16 protein-coding genes are annotated in these 15,575 nt (G+C 69.4%); 11 read left to right on the top strand and 5 right to left on the bottom strand.

From position 1 onward, the window contains the following. Positions 1-51: 51 nt before the first annotated feature. The 3 genes from VNJ48_RS03465 to VNJ48_RS03455 are packed head-to-tail and all read left to right on the top strand — an operon-like array spanning position 52 to position 3,508. Complete coding sequence (locus VNJ48_RS03465; protein WP_325599140.1) at positions 52-1,584, top strand: AMP-binding protein; 1,533 nt, start codon at positions 52-54, stop codon at positions 1,582-1,584. 21 nt (positions 1,585-1,605) lie between these two features. Beyond that, the gene (locus VNJ48_RS03460; RefSeq protein ID WP_325599138.1) at positions 1,606-2,724 is read left to right on the top strand and encodes a Nif3-like dinuclear metal center hexameric protein; all 1,119 of its coding nucleotides are present in this window, start codon (positions 1,606-1,608) and stop codon (positions 2,722-2,724) included. A gap of 40 nt (positions 2,725-2,764) precedes the next feature. Then, the gene (locus VNJ48_RS03455; RefSeq protein WP_325599136.1) at positions 2,765-3,508 is read left to right on the top strand and encodes a zinc ribbon domain-containing protein; all 744 of its coding nucleotides are present in this window, start codon (positions 2,765-2,767) and stop codon (positions 3,506-3,508) included. Positions 3,509-3,527: 19 nt separating this feature from the next. Here the strand turns inward: VNJ48_RS03455 and yaaA are convergent, their stop codons facing one another. Then, entirely contained in the window at positions 3,528-4,301 is a 774-nt protein-coding gene (gene yaaA / locus VNJ48_RS03450; protein ID WP_325599134.1) for a peroxide stress protein YaaA, read from the bottom strand. Between the two features lie 64 nt (positions 4,302-4,365). Between yaaA and VNJ48_RS03445 the strand changes: the two genes are divergently transcribed. Beyond that, positions 4,366-5,829 carry an RNB domain-containing ribonuclease gene (locus tag VNJ48_RS03445; RefSeq protein ID WP_325599132.1) on the top strand — a complete coding sequence of 488 codons (1,464 nt, stop codon included), beginning with the start codon at positions 4,366-4,368 and terminating at the stop codon, positions 5,827-5,829. Between the two features lie 60 nt (positions 5,830-5,889). On the opposite strand, the gene VNJ48_RS03440 is transcribed toward VNJ48_RS03445, so the two are convergent. Continuing rightward, the gene (locus VNJ48_RS03440; RefSeq protein WP_325599130.1) at positions 5,890-6,315 is read right to left on the bottom strand and encodes an endonuclease domain-containing protein; all 426 of its coding nucleotides are present in this window, start codon (positions 6,313-6,315) and stop codon (positions 5,890-5,892) included. A 630-nt stretch (positions 6,316-6,945) separates the two neighbouring features. Next, entirely contained in the window at positions 6,946-8,397 is a 1,452-nt protein-coding gene (locus tag VNJ48_RS03435) for a protein adenylyltransferase SelO (protein WP_325599129.1), read from the bottom strand. Positions 8,398-8,537: 140 nt separating this feature from the next. Between VNJ48_RS03435 and VNJ48_RS03430 the strand changes: the two genes are divergently transcribed. The 6 genes from VNJ48_RS03430 (at position 8,538) to VNJ48_RS03405 (ending at position 13,505) form a co-directional block, all read left to right on the top strand. Beyond that, entirely contained in the window at positions 8,538-8,816 is a 279-nt protein-coding gene (locus tag VNJ48_RS03430) for a hypothetical protein (protein WP_325599128.1), read from the top strand. A 361-nt stretch (positions 8,817-9,177) separates the two neighbouring features. After that, the gene (locus VNJ48_RS03425; protein ID WP_325599127.1) at positions 9,178-10,143 is read left to right on the top strand and encodes a sigma-70 family RNA polymerase sigma factor; all 966 of its coding nucleotides are present in this window, start codon (positions 9,178-9,180) and stop codon (positions 10,141-10,143) included. Then, positions 10,082-10,780 carry a GAF and ANTAR domain-containing protein gene (locus VNJ48_RS03420; RefSeq protein WP_325599126.1) on the top strand — a complete coding sequence of 233 codons (699 nt, stop codon included), beginning with the start codon at positions 10,082-10,084 and terminating at the stop codon, positions 10,778-10,780. Before VNJ48_RS03425 ends, VNJ48_RS03420 begins: the two co-directional genes overlap by 62 nt. A 19-nt stretch (positions 10,781-10,799) precedes the next feature. Then, positions 10,800-11,708, top strand: coding sequence for an alpha/beta fold hydrolase (locus VNJ48_RS03415; RefSeq protein ID WP_325599124.1), 909 nt, complete (start codon positions 10,800-10,802; stop codon positions 11,706-11,708). A 60-nt stretch (positions 11,709-11,768) separates the two neighbouring features. After that, the gene (locus VNJ48_RS03410; protein WP_325599122.1) at positions 11,769-12,146 is read left to right on the top strand and encodes a DUF1622 domain-containing protein; all 378 of its coding nucleotides are present in this window, start codon (positions 11,769-11,771) and stop codon (positions 12,144-12,146) included. Positions 12,147-12,389: 243 nt separating this feature from the next. After that, positions 12,390-13,505, top strand: coding sequence for an acyltransferase (locus VNJ48_RS03405; RefSeq protein WP_325599120.1), 1,116 nt, complete (start codon positions 12,390-12,392; stop codon positions 13,503-13,505). Positions 13,506-13,517: 12 nt separating this feature from the next. Here VNJ48_RS03405 and VNJ48_RS03400 read toward each other — a convergent pair whose 3' ends face one another. Then, a complete protein-coding gene (locus VNJ48_RS03400; protein WP_325599118.1) occupies positions 13,518-14,486 on the bottom strand; it encodes an FAD-dependent oxidoreductase in 969 nt (322 codons plus the stop codon). A 57-nt stretch (positions 14,487-14,543) separates the two neighbouring features. Between VNJ48_RS03400 and VNJ48_RS03395 the strand changes: the two genes are divergently transcribed. Beyond that, the gene (locus VNJ48_RS03395; RefSeq protein ID WP_325599116.1) at positions 14,544-14,918 is read left to right on the top strand and encodes a nuclear transport factor 2 family protein; all 375 of its coding nucleotides are present in this window, start codon (positions 14,544-14,546) and stop codon (positions 14,916-14,918) included. Here the strand turns inward: VNJ48_RS03395 and VNJ48_RS03390 are convergent. After that, on the bottom strand, positions 14,915-15,571 hold the full coding sequence (locus tag VNJ48_RS03390; protein WP_325599114.1) for a nucleotidyltransferase domain-containing protein: 657 nt from the start codon (positions 15,569-15,571) through the stop codon (positions 14,915-14,917). The genes VNJ48_RS03395 and VNJ48_RS03390 overlap by 4 nt on opposite strands. Positions 15,572-15,575 lie beyond the last annotated feature (4 nt).

Raw genomic sequence — 15,575 nt, 5'->3', positions numbered from 1 at the left:
TCATCGGCTGGTCTGGCCGGGAGGTCGGTGGTCCGTGTCACAGTGGGAGACATGCTGGTGCCGTTTTCCGTCATGGACTTCATCGACCGGGCCCGCGTGGTCTACGGCGAGCGCACCGGCGTGATCGACGAGCCAGACCAACCCGCTGCGTCGCTGGGGGACCTGACCTACGCCGAGCTGGCAGCCCTGGCGCAACGCCAGGCGGCCAAGCTCGACGAGCTGGGCATCGCGGTGGGGGACAGAGTCGCTGTGGTCTCCCACAACAGTGCGCGGCTGCTGACCTCGTTCTTCGGTGTGGCCGGCTCCGGGCGCGTGCTGGTGCCGGTGAACTTCAGGCTGCGCCCCGACGAGGTGGCCTACATCGTCGAGCACTCGGGTGCGCGGGTCCTGTACGTCGACCCAGAGCTTGACGAGACCCTCGCCGGCGTGGGTGCTGAGCACCGGTTCGTGCTGGGCCGCGACGAGGACATGTTCGCCCCCGAAGGAGTCGAGCCACGGCCGTGGGAGCCCGACGAGTCGGCGACCGCCTGCATCAACTACACGTCCGGCACCACGGCGCGGCCCAAGGGCGTCCAGATCACCCACCGCAACATCTGGGTCAACGCTGTGACGTTCGCGATGCACGCAGCCGTGACCGACCGCGACATCTACCTCCACACCTTGCCGATGTTCCACGCGAACGGGTGGGGCATGCCGTTCGCGATGTCCGGCCTGGGCGTGCCGCAAATCGTCCTCCGCAAGGTCGATGGAGCCGAGATCCTGCGTCGCGTGGAGGCGTACGGCGTCACCGTGATGTGCGCCGCGCCAGCAGTGATCGCTGCCGTGCTCGACGCCGCGTCCGAGTGGGACGGCGAGGTCCCCGGTCGGGAGAAGGTGCGGATCATCTGCGCCGGCGCACCTCCGCCGACGAGGACCGTCGTCCGGGTCCAGGAGGAGCTCGGGTGGGAGTTCCTCCAGATCTACGGTCTGACCGAGACCTCACCGCTGCTCACCGTCAACCGCGCCCGAGCTGAGTGGGACGACCTCTCGTCGGAGGAACTCGCCGGCAAGCTCATCCGGGCGGGAGCACCTGCCCTCGGCGTACGCCTCATGACCGATCCCGAGGGGGAGGTGCTGGCGCGCTCCAACGTCGTCCTCGAGGGCTACTGGGAGCAGCCGGAGGAGTCGGCGAAGGTGCTGGCGGACGACTGGTTCCACACGGGCGACGGCGGAGTGCTCGGCGACGACGGTTATCTGACGCTGACCGACCGGAAGAAGGACGTGATCATCACCGGTGGCGAGAACGTCTCCTCAATCGAGGTCGAGGACGTGTTGTTCTCCCATCCCTCGGTCGCGGAGGTCGCCGTGATCGGAGTGCCGAGCGAGAAGTGGGGAGAGACGATCAAGGCCCTCGTCGTCCTGAAACCGGGGGAGTCCGCCGATGAGGCGGAGCTCATCGCCTGGTGCAAGGACAGGGCGGCAGGCTACAAGGCGCCCACGTCGGTGGAGATCCGTGACGAGCTCGCCCGCACCGCGACCGGCAAGCTGCAGAAGTTCAAGCTTCGTGAGCCCTACTGGGACGGACAGGAACGACAGGTCAACTGACCCGGTCGCTAGCCTGCAGCCATGCCCCTGCTTGCCGACGTCGTCGACCTGCTGCACTCCTGGTATCCGCCGTCCACTGCCGATTCGTGGGACGCGGTAGGTCTGGTGTCGGGAGATCCCTCGGCAGAGGTCGCGCGAGTCATGTTCGCCGTCGATCCCACCCTCGACGTCGCGCGGGAGGCAGTCGAGTGGGGAGCCGACCTACTGGTCGTGCACCACCCGCTCTTCCTGGGCGCGGTCCACAGCGTCGCGGCGACGACCCCCAAGGGGCGGACGTTGCACGCGCTCACGGCGGGCGGCTGCGCACTCCTGACGGCCCACACCAACGCGGACCAGGCCGCGGGCGGCGTCTCGGAGGCGCTGGCGCGCGCCATCGGGCTAGAGGACCTCGCCCCCATCCGGCCCGCCCCCGGGACCGCGCTCGACAAGGTGGTCACCTTCGTCCCGCACGAGCACGCGGAGGCAATGAGGGCCGCACTGGCCGCGGCTGGCGCCGGCGCGATCGGTGACTATGACTCCTGCACCTTCTCGGTGACGGGGGAGGGACGCTTTCGGCCGCTCGAGGGAGCGGACCCAGCCATCGGTGAGGTGGACTCCCTGGCCGTCGTGCCTGAGACGAGGGTGGAATCAGTTCTTCCGCGCTCACGCCGCGCCAGTGTCGTGCGCGCCCTTCTCGACGCCCATCCCTACGAGGAACCTGCCTTCGACGTGATCGAGCTCGCGGACCCCGGGCAGAGCCCGACCGGCACCGGGCGGATCGGATCGGTGTCGCAGACGACACTGCGAGACTTCGCGACGCAGGTTGCCTCGGCCCTGCCGGCCACGGCGCACGGCGTGCGGGTGGCAGGCGACCCCGACCGCGTCGTACGCCGCGTGGCCGTGTGCGGTGGGTCAGGCGACTTCCTGCTCGACGAGCTCGCGACCGCGGACGTGGACGCCTACGTCACGAGTGACCTGCGCCACCACCGAGCGGGGGAGTTCCTCGAGCACCGAGGCCCGGCGCTGATCGATGTGGCGCACTGGGCCGCCGAGTGGACATGGCTGCCGGTGGTGGAGGGCAGGCTCCGCTCCGCGCTGGGGGATACGGTGAGCACTCGCGTCAGCACGACCTGCACCGATCCATGGCAGTTCCGCGTCTGACACCACTCACCGTTGCAGTCCGATCGAGGAGTTCCACGTCTTGAAGGCCGACCCGTCCGCCCAGCAGCAGCTCCTTGCCGTCCAGGAGCTCGACGCACGCGCCGACCAGCTCCGTCACCAGCGCACGACGCTCCCGGAGAACATCCGCCTCACCGAGCTCGAGACCGGTCGCGGTGACCTCGACGACCGGCTGCGGGACGCGCGCATCGTCGTCGACGACCTCACGGTCGAGCAGAAGAAGGCGGACGCCGACGTCGAGCAGGTCAAGGTGCGGCGTACGCGCGACCGGGACCGGATGGACCAGGGGCTGATCTCCAGTCACAAGGACCTCGAGCGGATGCAGCACGAGCTGGAGTCACTGGAGCGTCGGATCAACAGTCTCGAGGACGCCGAGCTCGAGATCATGGAGCAGCTCGAGGAGGCGCAGCGAGCCGCGGACAGCCTGACGACGCAGGTGCAGCAGACCGACGACCAGATCGCCGAGCTGGCCGGCATCCGGGACGCCCGCTGGGCAGAGATCGACGGCACGCTGGCAGAGATCGAGGCCGCCCGTCGTCCGGCGGTCGAGGGCCTCCCGGAGGACCTGCTGGCGCTGTACGAACGGATCCGGGCGCAGAAGGGTGGCGTCGGCGCTGCACCCCTCCGAGCCCGTCAGTGCGGAGGCTGCCACATGACGATCGACGCGGCCGAGCTCTCCGCCATCCGCGCCACCGCCGCAGACGTGGTCGTCCGGTGCGAGGAGTGCCAACGCATCCTGGTCCGCACCCCCGAGTCCGGACTCTGACCCGGACGTCGACCCAGGCTCAGACCTCGGTCACCACGACGTCCAGCTGGGCCCCCCTGGCGGCGTCGTCGCGGAGCTCGACGCACCACCCGAGGTCCCGCAGGGCGTCCGCGAGCGCCTGAGGGGTCCGCGGATTCGCTCCGTCCTCCAGCAGGTCGCGCACGATGCGTCCCTTGGTGGCCTTGTTGAAGTGGCTGACCACCTTGCGCACCCCGCCGATCTCGTGGAGGACGCGCACGGTCGCGACGCGCACCGGTCCAGGTGCGGGAGGGCGCCAGAAGGCGGCATACATCGTCGAGCGAAGGTCCACCAGCAGCCCCGATCCCACCTCCTCCTGCACGGCCTGGCCCAGGCACGCCCGCCACACGCCGGCGACGGGCCCGAGACCGGGGAGGGAGATGTCGCCGGCGAGGCGATAGGCGGGGATCCGATCAGTCGGGCGGACGAGGCCGAAGACCGAACTGGTGATCGCCACTCGACTCGTGGCCCGACGTCTGGCTGCGCTCGAGAGGGACGCGAAGCCGAGTGCGTCGTAGAGCACGCCGGTGTAGACGGCGTCGGCGCGGGCAGTCGGCGCGGTCAGCAGACGAGTATCGAGTTCGACCAGGTCGGCCTGCGTGCCGCCGAGCCCCAGGATGGCGGCGGCGTCAGGGCGTCGAGCCAGGGCAACGAGGGCGTCGATGACGCGCTCGCGGTGCGGGGTCAGGGCCGGCGTGCTCAGGGTGGTGAGATCGAGGGCGCGACCGCGACGGGGGATGGACTTGCCCTCGCTGGGCGGGAGCAGGATCAGCACGCGAGCAAGGGTAGGGCGGATGCGTGCCCAGCTCGCTACGAGGTGTGTGGCTAGGGTGAAAGCCATGGCCAGCTCTCGTGTGATCACTGTCCGATCGTCAGGCCCGGACTCCGGTTCCGACTCGGTGTCCGGGGACACCCTCCGCGACGGCATCGCCGCCATCCAGAAGGAGATGGGCGTCTCCGCCGAGTTTCCGGCCGAGGTCGAGGAGGTCGCCGCCGCAGCGGCGGCGAGCCCCAGGTTGCCGGAGAAGGACCTCACGGATCTCCCGTTCGTGACCGTCGACCCCGAGTCGGCGATGGACCTCGACCAGGCGATGTTCCTCGAGCGGTCCGGGGACGGATATGTCGTTCACTACGCGATTGCAGACCTCTCAGCCTTCATCACCCCGGGCGACGCGGTCGACATCGAGGCCAACCGGCGCGGGGAGACGCTCTACGGCGCCGACTCCAAGGTGCCGCTGCACCCCAAGGCGATCTCCGAGGATGCCGGCTCCCTCCTGCCCGACCAGGTCCGCCCCGCGCTGGTGTGGAGGATCCAGGTCGACGCCCAGGGTGAGGGTGCCGACGCGACGGTCGAGCGGGCGCTGGTGCGGTCGCGGGCCAAGCTCTCCTACGACGCCGTACAAGCCGACCTGGACGCGGGGACGGCCGACGAGATGTTCACGATCCTCAGGGAGGTCGGCGAGCTCCGCCTCGAGCGGGAGGCTGCCCGCGGGGGAGTCTCCCTGCCCCTTCCCGAGCAGGAGATCGCGGACGAGGACGGCACCTGGCGCCTCGAGTTCCGCAGGATGCTGCCCGTCGAGAGCTGGAACGCGCAGATCTCGCTGCTCACCGGCTTTGCAGCAGCGTCCCTGATGGTCTACGCCCGAGTCGGGCTCCTGCGCACCCTGCCCCCACCGGACCCGCGCGACGTCAAGCGGCTGCACCGGACGGCGAGGGCGCTGAAGATCGACTGGCCGGCCGAGCTGCTCTACCCCGACTTCATCCGCTCGCTGGACGTCTCCAAGGCCAATCACGCCGCGATGGTCGTGGCGTGCACGCGGCTGCTCCGCGGCAGCGGCTACGTCGGCTTCAACGGCGAGCTGCCCGACCAGGCGCAGCACTCGGCGCTGGCTTCGGAGTACGCCCACGTCACGGCACCCCTGCGCCGCCTCGTCGACCGCTACGCCCTCGAGATCTGCGTGGCGCTGTGCGCTGGTGACGAGGTCCCTGACTGGGTGCTGGCCAGGCTGCCGGAGCTGCCCGACACGATGCGGGAGTCCGGAAGGCGCGCCAACCAGTACGAGAACGCCATCCTCAACCTCGTCGAAGCCGCCGTCCTGGCTCCTCGGCTGGGCGAGTCGTTCGCGGGGGTAGTCGTGGAGACCGACGAGAAGGACGACCGTCGTGGGGAGGTCACGATCGAGGACCCGGCGATCGAGGCCCACGTCTCGGGGACGGCCCCACTTCCGGTGGGGGAGCAGGTCACCGTCAGGCTGACGACCGCCGACGTGACCACCAGGAAGGTGGAGTTCACCCTCGAGTGACATCCGAGCGCGCGTTCCTGCGGCGCGTCGGACGTGATGAAGACGATCAGCGCGCGGCGCTCAGGCGGGATGCGCGAGGGCGTGAACAACTTCGACACGTTCGACGCGCCGCGCCTGCGCGAGCACCTGTCGAACGTAGACCTGATCGAGCATCACGTGCTCCCACGCGAAGCGGAGCACGGACCAACCCTGCAACACGAGCAGGTTGTATCGCGCACAGTCGCGCTTGAACGCCTTGCGCGTGGCGTGGAAGGTCCAGGAGTCGGCCTCCAAGATCAACCGGAGCTCCAGACAGACGAGGTCAGGGTGGATCACCCCCTCAGAGTGCTGAATCGGACGCTGCGGCTCGACGGTAAGTCCGGCCTCGATGCATAGAGCGCGCAGCACTGACTCGAACGGGTTGGCCGCCCTCGCGTTGGCGTGACGCAGCACCCGATGCACGGCCGCCGCGCCGGCGCCGCGTACGCGTACGTCGTCCAGCTTCACGCCGGGTCACCTTGCCCGAGCGCAGAGCGGAGTCGGCGATGGCCAGCGCTTCGTCGAACGGCAACAGCCGGGCACAGTCGATGACCGTGCGGAGTGGGGTGGTGACGCCGTCCTGAACCTCGTCGTCTGCCAGGTTGAGCCAGCAGACGCGTACGCCGTCCCATCGCTCCCCTTCGACCTTCCGGTTGGGGCGGACGGCGATCTCGGGTGTGGGCGGAGCGAGCTTCATGGGCCACCCATGCGTCGCCGCGGCACTCCGCAGGCACACCGTGGCGGTGAGTGCGTCGGCCAGGTCACGGGGCTGCCCGAGTATCGGCAACGCATATCGGCCCCTCGACGTGCGCGAGATCGCTCCGGTTCCGACGGCTTTCCGCAGCCTGCGTCGGGTGGTCCATCGAAGGATCTCGCCCGCGGTGGCCACCCCGCCACAGCGCTCCAGTGCTTTGGCCGCGTCCACCCCGCCAGCGTGCCCCAGACGCGCCGAAGTCGCCTGGGCTCATCCACAGGGGCGGGCGGACGGCGCGTCGGACGTGATGATGCCAGGACTGCGGCTGCCGGAGCGCTGCGCCTCGGCGTACGCCTAGGACTTCGACACGTCCGACACGCCCTCAGGTGCGCGCTCGAGGCGGCTCAGGTGCCGCAGAAGGTCTGGTAGGTGCCGAAGTCGTCGGGAGCCGGCTGGGCGTAGCGCTCGAGTCCGGGACGTTCGTCGTACGGCGCGGTGACGACCTCGACCAGACGGTCGAACAACGAGTGGTCGCCGTCGGTGGCGGCGGTCAGGGCCTCCTCCACGAGGTGGTTGCGGGGGATGTACACCGGGTTGGTCCGGTCCATCAGGGCCGCATCCGGCTCCTGCGCCGACCAGCGGGACAGCCACTCGTCGACTTCACGCAGGTCGAGGAACAGCCCGCGGACGGGTTCGTTGTCGCCCCGTGCTGCCCGAGCCAGCGCGCGGTATGCCGCAGTGTGGTCGACGCGGCTGCGGTGCATGAGCGAGGTCCAGTCGGCCACCAGCGTGGCCGTTGCTTCGTTGTCGGCCTGGTCGGCGAGGCCGAGCTTCGCACGCATCCCGGCGGCCCACGCATCGGCGTACAGGCCCGGGAAGGCGTCGAGCGCGCCCACTGCGAGCTCGATCGCCCGCTCCTGATCAGGGTCGATGAGGGGCAGCAGCGTCTCGGCGAGCCGAGCGAGGTTCCACTGGGCCACTACGGCCTGGTTGCCGAAGGCGTATCGGCCGGCGTGGTCGATCGAGCTGTAGACCGTGGCCGGGTCGAAGGCATCGATGAAGGCGCACGGCCCGTAGTCGATGGTCTCGCCGGAGATCGTCATGTTGTCGGTGTTCATGACGCCGTGGACGAACCCGACCAGCATCCACTTCGCGATCAACGAGGCCTGCGCGGCCACCACCGCCTCGAGCAGCGCCAGGTGCGGGAGATCGGCCTCCGCAGCTGCGGGGTGATGACGCGCGATGGCGTGGTCAGCCAGGCGGCGCAGCAGGTCGAGGTCGCCTGAGATCGCGGCGTACTGGAAGCTGCCCACACGCAGGTGGCTGCTCGCGACTCGTGCCAGCACAGCCCCGGGCAGGGCGTCCTCGCGCAGCACCTGGCGTCCGGTCGAGACCACGGCGAGGGATCGGGTCGTGGGCACACCGAGGGCGTGCATCGCCTCGCTCACGACGTATTCGCGCAGCATCGGCCCGAGGGCCGCCAGGCCGTCGCCGCCGCGTGCGAACGGTGTGCGCCCGGCGCCCTTGAGGTGCAGGTCGCGCATCCGCCCTTCGGTGTCGATCAGCTCCCCGAGAAGCAGGGCACGGCCATCGCCGAGACGTGGGGAGAACCCGCCGAACTGATGGCCGGCGTAGGCCTGTGCCACCGGGGTCGCCTCCGGCGGGAGTACGGCGCCGGTCAGCAGCCCGACCCCTTTCGGAGTCCGCAGCCACGCCGGATCCAGGCCCAGCTCGACGGCGAGCGACTCGTCCAGGGCGACCAGACGCGGGTTGGGGGCCGGCTCCGCCTGCCACGGGATGGCCAGGCCCGGGAGATCGGTGGCGAAGTGGCGCTGGAGCAGAAGATCTGCGCTCATCCGGCCACCCTACTTGGGGTGTAGTCGTTTTGCGCTGACACGAAAGACGACGGCAATGTGGCGGAGGCGCCTCAAGGCGTCCTGAAATCCGATCAAGAACTGGCCGGAACTTCGCAAAAATTCCTGAAAGAGGTTTCACCATGGCGAACACCGCCCACACCCATGACCGCACCGCCACCCGCCGCGTGAGCACCGAGACGAAGTCGTCCTTCAAGACGACCGAGCTCATTGCCTACGTCGCCTCGGTGCTCGGTGTCCTCATCGCCGCGGCCATGACGGACCGCAGCGACTTCGGTTCGCAGGAGGCGTGGTTCTACGTCAGCCTGCTGACCATCGGCTACATGATCAGCCGCGGCCTCGCCAAGTCCGGAAGCCGCGACTTCTACGACGACGACGTCGACGGCCACCGCAACCACTGAGCACGACAGTGAGGTCGTTGTACGCCCGTTCGCTGGGCGAGGCCTTGCAGTTGCTGACCGTCACGGCCGCCGCCGCCGCAGTCTCTGCGATGCGAGCGTCGATGAACCGCAACTGAGAGCAACGTGAATCGAACGCCCCGGACCTCTGTGAGGTCCGGGGCGTTCTCGCGTCGCGAGCTGCGGGCCGACTCAGCCCTTGTGAGGGTCCGGGACGGTCACCGTTTGGGAGGTATTCCCCACCTGAGGGCCCGGATAGTTTCGTTGAAGTGATCCCCCTCCGCGTCCGAGTGACGACCTCCGGAGCCGGTCACGCCTCGCTCAAGAATCGGGCGTCCCCAGTCGCAGCCGAAAGTGACTCAGAGTGACCATCGCCCCCGAACGAGCCCAGGATCGAGCCTCCTTCGCGGGGCTCCCGACTGCGTTCCAGGACCGTTCGCGGTGTACGGCGCAGCTGCTGGCCGCAGCGGCAGGCACTGATGACGACGCCCGCAAGCAGGAGCTGTGGGACGAGGCGGTCACCTCCAACTCGCGGGTCGCCCGGGCCATGGCGCGTCGCTTCGCCGGCAGGGGGATCGACCGGGAGGACCTCGAGCAGGTGGCCTTCGAAGGCCTCATCAAGGCCGTCCGACGGTTCGATCCCTCCTCGGAGCACGACTTCATGTCCTTCGCCGTACCCACCATCCGTGGGGAGATCCAGCGGCACTTCCGCGACCTCGGATGGATGGTCCGGCCGACGCGCTGGGTCCAGGAGACCCAGTGGCGCGCCGTGCGGGTGGAGGAGGCGCTGACCGCCACCCTCGGCCGCCCACCGCGCTCGGCCGAGCTGATCGAGGCCCTGGGCATCAGTGAGGTGGAATACGCCGAGGTCGTCTCGGCCAACGGTTGCTTCCGTCCGACCTCGCTCGATCAGCCGGTCACGTCGTCGGACTCCGGCCAGGAGCTCGGGGAGCTCCTGTCGGAGGAGGACGTCGCCCTCGAAGCGTGCGAAGCGCGAGTGATGGTGCTGCCGGCCGTCCGAGACCTCACCGAGCGTGAGCGCCGCGTGGTCTATCTCCGATTCTTCGAGCAGCGGACCCAGCACGAGATCGCCGATGAGATCGGCGTGGGTCAGGCACATGTGTCGAGGATCCTCAACCGCGTCCTGGACGATCTACGCCAGCGGCTCACGGCCGGCGGGCCCGTCGACGAGGTCGGTGCGATGCGCAAGCGGACGCACGGCTTGGCTAGAGTTCAGCCCTCACTCATCAGCGCGGGACGGCAGGCTCATGGATCAGCACCTCAACCTGGTCGAGGCAAGTCGGCGTCTCTCCGAGGCACTGGCACCTGACGATCTCGACAGGACGCTCGAGCGGATCACCGCCGCGGCGGTCGAGGTGTTGCCCGACGTCGAATACGCCAGCATCACGGTCAAGCACGCAGACGGTCGCCTCGAGACCTTTGCGCCGACTGACCAGCTGATCTGCGACCTCGACGCTGCGCAGTACGACCTCCTCGAAGGTCCGTGCTACGACGCGGCGACGGAGACCATGCACGCTGCGGCGCCGTACCTCGCGACCGACAGCCGCTTCCCGGCATACGGGCCCATCGCAGCAGCGGCCGGCATCGAGGCCCAGGCAGGCATCCGGCTCTACGACTCACCCGCCTCCAACGGAGCCCTGAACCTCTACAGCACGCGCCCCGGAGTCTTCGAGGACCTGACGACCGTCGGCCAGCTGTTCGCGCACCAGGCTGCGGTGGCGCTGTCGTACGCCCGTCAGATCGACCAGCTCCAACAGGCAGTGGAGACCCGGCAGCTGATCGGCCAGGCCGTGGGCGTGATCATGGAGCGGTTCGACCTCAGCGACGCCCGCGCCTTCAGCTTCCTGACCCGGCTCTCCCAGGACACCAACGTGAAGCTGCGTGTCCTTGCCCAAAGGTTGCTCGACGAACGGAGCAACCTGCCGCAGGACGCCGACAGCCGTTGAGCGGACCCAGGATGACGACATGAGCCTCGCCCTGACCCGACGGACCGTCACGAACGGCGGTGTCGAGCTCGCCGTGTTCGTCGGTGGCAACCCGCAGGGACCCACCCTCGTGATGGTGCACGGCTGGCCGGACACGCACCTGATGTGGCGCTCCGTCGCAGAACACCTCGCGTCGCGCTTTCGGGTGGTCATGTACGACACGCGGGGGCAGGGGGAGTCCGCCCTGCCCGAAGCGGTCGACCGCAAGGTGTCCTTCGCCCTCCCCGACCTCGCTCGGGACTTCTTCGCTGTCATCGACGACGTCAGTCCCACCGAGCCCGTGCACGTGCTGGCCCACGACTGGGGCTCGATCCAGGTGTGGGAGGCCGTGTGCGAGAACGGCGCTGAGCACCGGGTGGCCTCCTTCGCCTCGATGAGCGGACCCAACCTCGACCACCTGGGGATGTGGGTACGCCGCAACCTGAGCCGCCCGACGCCGCGCAGGCTGCTCCAGACGGTGGCGCAGGGAGTGTCGTCGTCCTACGTGCCGTTCTTCGTCTCCCCGCTGGCTGGCCCGGTCCTGCGGACGGTGGCGACTCGCGACCGTTGGCGCCGGGTGGTGGGCTCTACCGAGGGAGGCGAGCCCGAGATGGACGCCCACGCCTCGACGCTGGTCCAGGACATGGTGAACGGGCTGAGCTACTACCGCGCGAACACCTTCAACCGGGGCGCGCGGCCACGGGAACGGCGCACCACGGTGCCCGTCCTCCAGCTGGTGCTCACGCGAGACGTCGCGATCCGGCCGGGCAGTCTGCGCGAGAGTGAGCGCTGGACCGATCGGCTGGAGCGCGTGGAACTGCCCTATGGACACTGGGCGGCGCTGACCCACCCCGAGGTGGTTGCTCGCGAGACCGAGTCGTTCATCGACTCCACCCGACACCACGGCTAGCAGTGAACCGTCACCTCTAGCGCTGTGTCGCACCGTGCGATGACGTGGCAGCCTTGGCACATGATCGATGATGAGCGCTTTGATGCCCTGATGGAGCTGGTGGTCCACGGGTTCGAGCTCGCCGGTGTCGCGGTCCTCGTGCTGGGCGCCGTGGGCGCCTTCGCCCACGCGGGCTGGTCGGTGCGACGCGTCGGGGTGCGCGGCGCCTACGAGAGGGCTCGGCGCGGCATGGGGCGGGTGATCCTCCTGGGCCTCGAGCTGCTGATCATCGCCGACATCGTGCTCACCATCACCGTGGATCCGACGCTCGAGAGCGCGCTGGGTCTGGGGCTGATCGTGCTGGTCCGGACCTTCCTCAGCTTCTCGCTGGAGGTCGAGCTCGATGGCAGCCTGCCGTGGCGGCGAGCGGTGGAGAGCCCACCTCGGAGCACCCAGTAGCTCGTTCGTATGGCGCTCGCCGACCCGTCGACGTACAACCGCGACAGCGTCGGTCGTCCTGCAGGGCGAGCAACGTCACACCCCTGATGTGCGTCCAGAACTGGGGGACCCGGTCGCGATGTCGATACGCTCGCCGAGAGCGAGCCTCAGCCGATCGGTCACTCGGGATCGGTCCGGAGCGCGCCCCACTGTGCCCGCCGAACCAGTCCCCGCGCGCCGGCATCCCGCGGACAAGGAGTCCCGATGTCCGACACGCCATCCTCGCCTGCCTCCATGACCGACCGACGGATGATCTGGGCAGACACGGCGAAGGCACTGGCGATCGTCCTGGTCGTGCTGCACCACACCGTCAGCAAGCACGTCGACCTCCTCGTGCCGGACACGCTGGCCGGGGTGGAGGCCGGCTGGCTCGGGGTGACCCATGCGCTGAAGATCGTGCGGATGCCGCTGTTCTTCCTGGTGTCCGGCCTGCTCGCCGGACCTTCTCTGACCCGGCAGTGGCGAGACGTCGCAGGCAAACGGGTCCTGAACGTCTACTTCCTGTACGCCGCCTGGTTGGTCATCCACATGGGCGTCTTCATGGTCCTCGTGGACCTCCCGATGAACCGTGTCCGCGGAGGCACCGAGCTCGTCGCCGACCTCGTCGTGGCCTCGAGCGGGTTGTGGTATCTCTACGCGCTGGTCGCGTACTTCCTGGTCGCGCGACTGGTGACCTCGGCAGACCCCCGCATCGTGGTGGCCGTAGCAGCGGTGGTCTCGCTCGCGGCGCCCGCCCTGGGGATCGACGCGGTCAACCGGGAGTCACTGTTGCAGCACTTCGTCTACTTCGCCTTCGGGGCGTTCTTCCCACACGTCGTCTGGGGCATGGCTCGACTGGACCGGCGCGACACCACTCTCCTGGCGAGCGCCACAGCGGTGGCGTTCACCGCTCACCTCGCCATCACCGTCGGCGGAGAGACGACCCGATTCGTCGTGAGTGTCCTGGCTGTCCCCCTCGCGGTCAGGGGTGCCGCGGCGCTCGCGCAGTGGTCACCGGCGGCGTCGGTCGGCTCGTTCCTCGGAGCCCGCACCCTGCCGATCTACGTCCTGCACGTCCCGGTGCTAGCCGTCGTGCACGTCCTGCTGGTCGACATCGTCCGCTTCGAAGGGACGGGCCCGGCGTCGGTCTTGGCAGTCGCGCTGTATCCGCTGTTGATCACGGGCGTCGTCGTGCTCGGCTGCTTCGTCGTCCAGCACGCCCTCACCCGAGTCGGGTTCGCCTGGCTGTTCGCCCCACCCTTCGGCCGGCCGCGGAGCTCGCTCGGTCGGCAGCCGGAGGCGGTCCCGTCGCCCGCTGCACGTGCAGCCAGCGCCTCATAGGCGCGGCAGCCCCTACGGAGCCGCCAGCTCCCCCACGAGCGAAGCCACGTCCTCGCCGCATCCCCAGCCGATGGTGATCCCCGCGCCCCCGTGGCCGTAGTCGTGGACGACAGGGACGGGCAACAGGTCCTCGTCGAGCTCCACACGGACCTCGCGGCGTCCCGGGCGCAGCCCGACGACCGACTCGAGCACCTCCGCGTCGGCCAGGCGGGGCGCGATGTCGATGCAACGCTCGAGGATGGCGGCGGTCTCGGCGGGGTCGGGCTCGGTGTGCCAGTCGCCCACGTCGAGAGTCCCGCCGAGGATGCAGTCCTCGGAGCGCGGATGGACGTACGCCCGGCCACCGGGGTGGTGCTCGTCGCGGACCGACAGGTGCACCCCCGGATTGCTCACCCGCACGATCTGGCCACGCACCGGGAACACGGTGTCGTCGCCGACCAGCGCCCCCGCTGCCATCCCGGACGCGTTCACGACGACGTCAGGCGCGAGGTCCAGCACCTCGTCCAGTCTGGACACCCGGCGAACGACGTGGCGCGCGCCGGCTGCGAGGACCTCCGCGTAGAGGTGGGGCAGGTAGAGGGGCATCTCGACCAGGGGGACGACGAACCGCAGCCCGTAGGGATAGCCCGGGGGCAGCTCGTCCGGGCGTGCTGGGCGGACGTCTCCGACCTCGCCAGCCCACCCCGGCAGGGGCGGCAGCACGGACTCCCGGTCCCGGTAGAGCATCAGGGACTCGCGCATCACCACCCCGGGCACGTCGGCAGCGGCTTCAGCAGCAAGGACGTCGTACGTCGAAGCACCCCACCGCGCGACCTTCTCGGGTGGGCCCACAGCAGTCGGGAACCAGACCGCCGCGGCCAGGTAGGACGTGGTCAGGTCCAGGGCGTCGGCGCTGACCAGGGTGACCTCATGGCCCTGCCGGACCAGGAGCCGGGCGCAGCACAGCCCGCTCATCCCGGCACCCACGACGACCACCCTCATGTGACGATGATCCCAGCCCGGGGGCGCGCTCCTGCCTTCGCGTGACACGCTGGCGTGGTGGACGTGACGAGGCAGGTCATCCAGGCGGCCGAAGCCAGAGCCGCTGCGCTCGCCGACGGCGACGCCGAACGCCTCTCAGCGCTCCTCCACCAGGATTTCAGGTGGACCGCCCATGTCGGGGAGACGTACGACCGCACCGAGTACATCCGGCGGAACACGACCGGCCACACGACCTGGCGGTCACAGAAGCTGCTCGACCCCGAGGTCGTGGTGGTGGGGGAGACAGCCGTCCTCTTCGCGGAGGTCATCGACGTGGTGCTGGCCGGGGACGACGACACCGAGACGTTCCGGATGCCGATGACGCAGGTCTGGGTACGCAGCGACGGTGCTTGGGTGTGCCTGGCGGGCCACGCCGGGCCACGGCGGCTCTAGAAAGCCTGGACCCACTCGTGGTGCGGGGCGAAGCGGGCAATGGCATCGCTCAGCCAACGGCGTGCCCCGGCATCGAGCATGGGCAGCGCCACCTCGGCGTCCTGCCGGTCCTTCTCCCGGGACTGAGCGGCCTTGAACATCAAGGTCACCTCCGGTCGGGCGTAGCGCAGGCCGTCCGGTGCGACCCAGGTGACGTCGTCCACGTCCTCGGTGTGGGCGAGGTGACGCTTGTTCGTCCAGCGTCCGTCAGTGTCCGGCGTGAAGGGCACATCGAGGATCCAGGGGGACTGTGCGTCCCGGCGCACCCAGACCTGGCTGTCAGGCCGGACATCGGTGAACCGTGCGTCGAACGGCCGGAACCAGCCGTCATCGACGTTCCATGGCGTGTAACGGTCGTCGAGGAACAGCCGGAACTCCTCCACGTCACTGGACAGGATCGAGATGTCCATGTCCTCGTGCTGGCGCGGGACGCCGGTGAAGGCCTCGATGCTCCACCCGCCGATCACCCACCACGGACGGTCGAACCTGTCCATGAAGGCGGCGATCGTGGTCGGGTCGAGCGGGTCCCAACCGCCGTACCAGCGGTCGAACTCCTCGGGCGCGAGGTGAGGTGCCCCTACCGGCTCTGCTGTGGGCGGGTTGGCTGACGACATCGAT

Source organism: Nocardioides sp. (assembly GCF_035576065.1).
Lineage (GTDB): Bacteria > Actinomycetota > Actinomycetes > Propionibacteriales > Nocardioidaceae > Nocardioides.
The sequence above is the reverse complement of the archived record's forward strand: the minus strand, read 5'-3'. Positions and strand labels throughout refer to the sequence as shown.